Annotated in this window: 5 protein-coding genes; 2 read left to right on the forward strand and 3 right to left on the reverse strand. The window is 75.6% G+C overall.

Going from position 1 to position 5,977, the window contains the following annotated elements:
* Positions 1-206 precede the first annotated feature (206 nt).
* Positions 207-524 carry an antibiotic biosynthesis monooxygenase gene (locus tag AB0469_RS40130; protein ID WP_042815147.1) on the reverse strand — a complete coding sequence of 106 codons (318 nt, stop codon included), beginning with the start codon at positions 522-524 and terminating at the stop codon, positions 207-209.
* Positions 525-657: 133 nt separating this feature from the next.
* Here AB0469_RS40130 and AB0469_RS40135 point away from each other — a divergent pair, with 133 nt between their 5' ends.
* Positions 658-2,676 carry a bifunctional glycosyltransferase 87/phosphatase PAP2 family protein gene (locus AB0469_RS40135; protein ID WP_366456555.1) on the forward strand — a complete coding sequence of 673 codons (2,019 nt, stop codon included), beginning with the start codon at positions 658-660 and terminating at the stop codon, positions 2,674-2,676.
* Between the two features lie 85 nt (positions 2,677-2,761).
* Here the strand turns inward: AB0469_RS40135 and AB0469_RS40140 are convergent, their stop codons facing one another.
* Positions 2,762-4,144: an FAD-binding oxidoreductase gene (locus tag AB0469_RS40140; RefSeq protein ID WP_366456556.1), complete on the reverse strand. Its 1,383-nt coding sequence runs from the start codon at positions 4,142-4,144 to the stop codon at positions 2,762-2,764.
* Between the two features lie 55 nt (positions 4,145-4,199).
* Entirely contained in the window at positions 4,200-5,144 is a 945-nt protein-coding gene (locus AB0469_RS40145; RefSeq protein WP_366456557.1) for a helix-turn-helix domain-containing protein, read from the reverse strand.
* 110 nt (positions 5,145-5,254) lie between these two features.
* Between AB0469_RS40145 and AB0469_RS40150 the strand changes: the two genes are divergently transcribed.
* Positions 5,255-5,812, forward strand: coding sequence for a PaaI family thioesterase (locus AB0469_RS40150; protein WP_366456558.1), 558 nt, complete (start codon positions 5,255-5,257; stop codon positions 5,810-5,812).
* The last annotated feature ends 165 nt before the right edge of the window (positions 5,813-5,977 follow it).

Consider the following 5,977-nt stretch of genomic DNA (forward strand, 5'->3'; position numbering starts at 1 on the left):
GCTTCCTGGGTCCCTGCGGCTTCCGGTCTCCCCGGATCTCGAAGTCCATCGCACCCCTTGAAGTGGGGTGTTGCGACGACTCCTAGAACCCAAGGACGCGCCCCCGGGCCCTTCCGCCGCGCTCACGCCGCCGCGCTCACGCCGCCGCGCTCACGCCGCCGCGCTCACGCCGCCGCGCTCACGCCGCCGCGCTCACGCCGCCGCGCTCACGCCTTCTTCGGCGCCGCCTGCTGCACGACCTCGAACGACCACACCTGCGACCCGGACGCCGCCGGCTTCGGCCGGTCACCGCCACCCTGGTGCGCCGCCTTCATCGGACCCTCCATCCACGCCTGGAAGTCCTCCTCCGAACGCCAGCGCGTGTACACGAGGTACTGGTCGGTGCCCTCGATCGGCCGCAGCAGCTCGAACCACTCGAACCCGTCCGAGTTCTCCACGGCGCCGGCCCGCGAGGCGAAGCGCTGCTCCAGCACCTCCCGCTGCTCGTCGGGAACCGTCAGGGCGTTGATCTTCACGATGCTCATGCCGCCATCCTAGGGATCGCGCGGGGGATATCGTCGTCCCGGTGGTGAACCCAGGTGACAGGCGCGGCGCGATCCGCGTACGGCAGCCGGGCGGAGCCGGGTTGCGGCCGACAGGGCGGGAGGACGGCGAGGCGTGGCTGACGCGGCGGAGCACGGCGGTGCCAACGGACATGCCGGGGTCATAGGCGGTGGCGGCAGGCTCGGGGCGGCGCGCCTCCTGCTGTGGGCGCTCGCCGCGGTCCTCACCGTCAGACAGGCCGCCTCCGTCCTGCGCGTGCCCCCGGGCGAGTGGTTCAGCGACCTCCACTCCTCGGCGAGCACCGCGGCCCCCGGCACCCTGTACGACGCCGGGCAGTTCACCGGCACCCCCTTCGCCGGCCTCGTCCTCAAGCCCCTGGCCGGACTCGCCGCGCCCTCCTCCCTGGAGGTGGCGTGGACCTGCGCGACCCTGCTCCTCGTCGGCGCCGTCGGGGTGGTCGCCGCGCGCGGACTGCCCGACCCCGTGCCGCGCCGCACCGCGCTGCTCGCGGCGCCCGTGCTGGTCGCGCTGATGATGGTCTCGCTGCCGGTCCGCGCGGCCGCCTTCCCGGGCCAGACCGCCGTCCTGCCCGTCCTGCTGGTGCTGCTCGCCCTCTTCCGGGTGCCGGGGGAGAAGCCGGCCGGCTTCCTCGTCGGCCTCGCCGCCGCCCTCCAGCCCGCCCTGCTGCTCTTCGCCCCGCTGCTGTGGCTGACCGGGCGCCGCCCCGCCGCCCGGGCCTCCGCCGCCACCTTCGCCGGGGCGACCCTGCTGGCCTGGGCCTCCCTGCCGCGCGACTCGTGGACGTACTGGGTCCGCCACCTCGCCGGCACCGGCCTCGGCGGCTCACCCGACGGCCTCGCCAACCAGTCCGTCCACGGTGCCCTGCTGCGGTTCGGCCTCAGCGGCGCCGGCGAGATCCTCCTCTACGCCGCCCTCGCCGCCGCGATCACCTGGGCCGCCCTGCACCGCGCCGCCCGCTACGCCCGCGACGGCCAGCTGCTCCTCGCCGTCGCCGTCACCGGCTGCGCGGCGGTCGCCGTGTCCCCGACCGGCTGGCGCCACCAGCTGCTGTGGGTGCTGCTCGCGGTGGCCGGCAAGGTGGGGGAGCGCGCCGCCGACCGGCGCGTGTGGCCGGTGGCCGTGGTGCTGGCCATCACCCTGCCGAGCGCCGTCCTGCTGCCCAACATGGCCGCGCTGGCCCCCGTACGGGACAACGTGCCGCTGCTCGCGGCCGTGGCGGCGGCCTGCGCCGTGCCGTTCCTGCCGCGCTCCTCCCCGTACTGGCACGAGGCCGTCCCCACCGTCCACGGGCGCCCCGCCGCGGCCCGTTGGGCGCGGGTGCCGCTGCTGCCGTTCTGGCGGCGCGCGCTGTCGCGCCCCAACCTGCTGCTGGAGCTCCTGCTGATACGGGTCGGCTACTCGATCTACTCCCACATCCGGGCCGCCGCCCCCGCGAGCCGCTCCCTCGCCGAGCGCAACGGGAGCCTGATCCACGGCGCCGAGCAGGTGCTCGGCATCGACATCGAGCGGGCCGTGAACCGGGCGGTGGTCGACACGCCGTGGCTGGAGGCGTTCTTCGACTTCTACTACTCCTCCTTCCACTTCGTGGTGCCGCTCGGCATCCTGGCGGTCCTCTACTGGCGGCGCCCCGGCGACTACCGCTGGGCGCGGGCCTCGCTGGGCCTGGCGACCGTCCTCGCGCTGGCCGGGTTCTGGCTGTTCCCGCTGGCGCCGCCGCGGCTGATGCCGGACCTCGGCTTCGTCGACACCGTGCACGGGGCGCAGGACCTGGCGAACCCCTCGTACGGGGCGATGACCGCGATCTCCAACCAGTACGCGGCGATGCCCTCGCTGCACTTCGGCTGGTCGCTGTGGTGCGGGGTCGTGGTGGTCGCGCTGGCGCCGAAGGGCCGGCTGAAGCTGCTGGGCGCGCTGCACCCGCTGATCACGGTGTGCGCGATCGTGGCCACCGCCAACCACTGGGTCCTGGACGCGGTCGGCGGCGCCGTCGTCGTCGCGGCGGGCTTCGGGCTGGTCCACGTGTTGTCGGGGCCGCGCGCGCTGAGGGTCACCCTGCCCGTGCAGCGCAGCACGGCCGGGGAGCCGGACCGGATGGCCGCGGCGCGGCGGTAGCCGGACGGGCGCGGAGGGACCAGGGGGAGCGAGGGGGAGCGAGGGGGGAGCGAGGGGGAGCGAGGGTGAGCGAGGGTGAGCGGCGTCAGGACGCGGCCGGAGGGATGTTCTGGTTGAGGCGGAAGAGGTTGTCGGGGTCGTAGTGCCGCTTCAGCTCGCGCAGGCGCCGGTACTTGGCCTCCCCGTACGCCTGCGCGACCCGCTCCCCGCCCTCCTCCATCAGGAAGTTCGAGTAGACGCCGGTCTGGTGGGGGGCGAGCGCCGACCACAGCCCGCGCGCCCACGCCCGTTCCGCCTCGAACCCCTCGGGGCCCTCCGTCGTCCCGTTGATGTTGAAGGTGTGCCCGGAGGAGCGCCCGCCGAAGGCCGTCTCGTCGTCCCCGACCCGCCGGATCGCCCCGCCCAGCTGGAAGATCGGGAAGGCGGTGAGCGGCGAGACGATGCGGGCCGCGTGCTCGGCGGTGAGGTCGATGACCTCGTCGTCGAGCCGGTCCACGTCGCAGGACTTGAAGTAGTACCAGCGCCCGCGCGGGAAGGACGGGTCGAACATCGCCTGGTGGGCGGTGAACGGCTTGGGCGTGCACAGGTCCAGCAGGGGCGGCGGGCCCTCCTCGCGCAGCGGCCGCAGCACCTCCTCCCCGTCCTCGACCGGTCCGGCGTAGCAGCACACCACCATCACCACCGGCCTGCCGTGCAGTTCCCGCGGCATGAACGGCACCGGAGGCACCCGGCGGTGCACGACCGCCGTGGTCAGCTCGTCCGGGACGTCGGTGATCCAGTCCCGGTACAGGCGCAGCAGCCGCGCCGACTCCTCCATCGGCCACAGGACCGGACCCGCGAGGACCACCGGGCCCACGGGGTGGAGGCGGAACTCGAACTCCGTCACGATCCCGAAGTTCCCGCCCCCGCCGCGGATCCCCCAGAAGAGGTCGGCGTTCCGGTTCTCGTCGGCCGTCAGGAACGACCCGTCGGCCGTGACCACGTCCACCGACAGCAGCTGGTCGACCGTCAGCCCGTACTTGCGCATCAGCCAGCCGATCCCGCCGCCGAGGGTCAGCCCCGCCAGTCCGGTGGTCGTGACGATCCCGGCCGGCACCGCCAGCCCGAACGCCTGGGTCTCCCGGTCCAGTTCGCCGAGCCGCACCCCCGCCTGGGCCCGGACGGTACGGGCCCCGGGATCCACCCGGATGCCGCGCATCGCGGAGAGGTCGACGACGATCCCGTCGTCGCACACCGAGTGCCCGGGGAAACTGTGGCCGCCGGAGCGGACCGCCAGGGGCAGCCCCTCGCCGGCCGCGAACCGCACGGCGTCCCGCACGTCCGCCACGCCCGCGCAGCAGGCGACGAGGGCGGGGTGCCGGTCGACCGAGCCGTTCCAGACCCGCCGGTCCTCGTCGTACGTGGGGTCCCCGGGCCGGACCAGCCGTCCTCGGAAGGAGGGGCCGGGCACAGCCGTGACCGTGGCCATGGCCCCAGTCTGGCACCGGTCCGGGTCACCCGCACGCCCGTACGGGTGGCCCGGCTCAGGGCCCGCCCGCCGCCCGCCGCCGCAGCAGGGCGCGCAGCGGGCCGGGGCTCTCGTACCCCACCCGGCGGGCGACCGCCGCGAGCGGCAGGCCGGTGGTGCGCAGCAGGTGTTCGGCCTGCTCCACCCGCAGGTCCTGGACCAGGCGGATGGGGGAGCGGCCGAGGGATCGGGCCAAGGTGCGCTGGAGGGTGCGCTCGCTGACGCCGAGGTCGCCGGCCGCGTCGGCGATGGACAGGGGTTCCGCGATGCGGGCCCGCACCCACTCCCCGAAGGCGGCGACGAGCGGCTCGTGGCGGGCCATGGCGCTGGGGATCATGTAGGCGGCCTGCGAGGCCCGGTCGTCCACCACGAGGTAGCGCCGCACCAGGTCGGCCAGGGCCGGGCTGCGGGAGGCCACGACGGCCAGCGCCAGGTCGAGGTGGCTGAACGCGGCTCCGGCGGTGGTGACCCCGTCCGAGGTGGTGACCATCCGGGTCTCCTCCACCGTCACCCGCCGGTAGCGCTCCCGGAACACGGGCGCCAGCCACCAGCTGGTCGTCGCCCGCAGCCCGTCCAGCACCCCCGACTCGGCCAGCAGGAACGTCCCCGTGCAGGAAGAGGCGAGCGGGGTGCGGCGCTCGCGGGCCTCGGCCAGCAGCCGGCGGGCGGAACGGTGCGCGGGCGAGGCCACGGTCTCCAGGAGGGCGTCGGGCCGGCGCTCCATCAGGGCGGGCAGGACGAGGAGTTCCGCGTCCTCGGCCCGGGCCGCCGGCTCGGTGTCGATGCGGTGGCCCAGCCCGGTGCGCACGCGACGGCGCACGCCGACCGTGTGGACGGCGAAGGCCGGCGGCGCGGCGCCCGCGAGCCGTCCGCGCAGGGCGTTGGCGGTGTGGAGCACGTCCAGGACGGCCGAGATCCCGGAGTCGAACACCCCGTCGAGGGCCAGTACGGCGACTTTCACCGGCCCACCCTAACGCGCGGCCCCGCCCCGGCGGGTCGTGTCGGAATCGAGCCGGAAGGTGCCGGATCCGCCACTCCCGCCGCCGCCGGGCCCTGCCTAGGGTCGATGGCATGACCACGTACGAGACCACTGCTCGGGCCGCCGTCCCCGGCGCGACGGCGTCCGCCCCGGCCGCCCCCCTCCGCACCCGCACCCACACCTGGGAGCCGCGGCCGGCGTCCGTCCCGGGCCTCGCGGAGATGAGCGGCCTGGAGATCCTCCGGGCGGCCCTGGAGGGGACCCTGCCCGCCGCCTCGATGACGAGCACGCTGGGCTTCCGCCTCACCGAGGTCGGCGAGGGCCGTGCCGTCTTCGAGGGCGATCCCGGCGACCACCTGCTCAACCCCATGGGCACGGTCCACGGCGGCTTCCTCGCCACCCTGCTCGACTCCGCGCTCGGCTCGGCCGTGATGACCCGGCTCCCGGCGGGCACCACGTACACGACCGTCCAGTTGGGCGTCCACATGATCCGCCCGGTCCTCGCGGACACCCCCGCCCTGCGCTGCGAGGGCACCGCCCTGCACGTCGGGCGCACCACCGCCACGGCCGAGGCCCGCGTCATCGGCACCCACGACGGCAAGCTCTACGCCCACGCGACGACGACCTGCGCGGTCCTGCGCCTCACCTGACGGGCCCGCAGGCCGCAGCGGCGCCGTGGCCCGCAGGCCGCAGCGGCGCGGGGGTCCGCAGGCCGGAGGGGCGCGGGGGTCCGCAGGCCGGAGGGGCGCGGGGGTCCGCAGGCCGGAGGGGCGCGGGGGTCCGCAGGCCGGAGGGGCGCGGGGGTCCGCAGGCCA

The sequence above is a fragment of the Streptomyces sp. NPDC093801 genome (genome assembly GCF_040701585.1).
Taxonomy (GTDB): Bacteria; Actinomycetota; Actinomycetes; order Streptomycetales; family Streptomycetaceae; genus Streptomyces.

What these genes read in the sequence shown, in the direction of transcription:
- AB0469_RS40150 (WP_366456558.1), top strand. Translation starts at nt 5,255, where the DNA reads ATGACCACGTACGAGACCACTGCTCGGGCCGCCGTCCCCGGCGCGACG.
- AB0469_RS40130 (WP_042815147.1), bottom strand. Translation starts at nt 524, where the DNA reads ATGAGCATCGTGAAGATCAACGCCCTGACGGTTCCCGACGAGCAGCGG.
- AB0469_RS40140 (WP_366456556.1), bottom strand. Translation starts at nt 4,144, where the DNA reads ATGGCCACGGTCACGGCTGTGCCCGGCCCCTCCTTCCGAGGACGGCTG.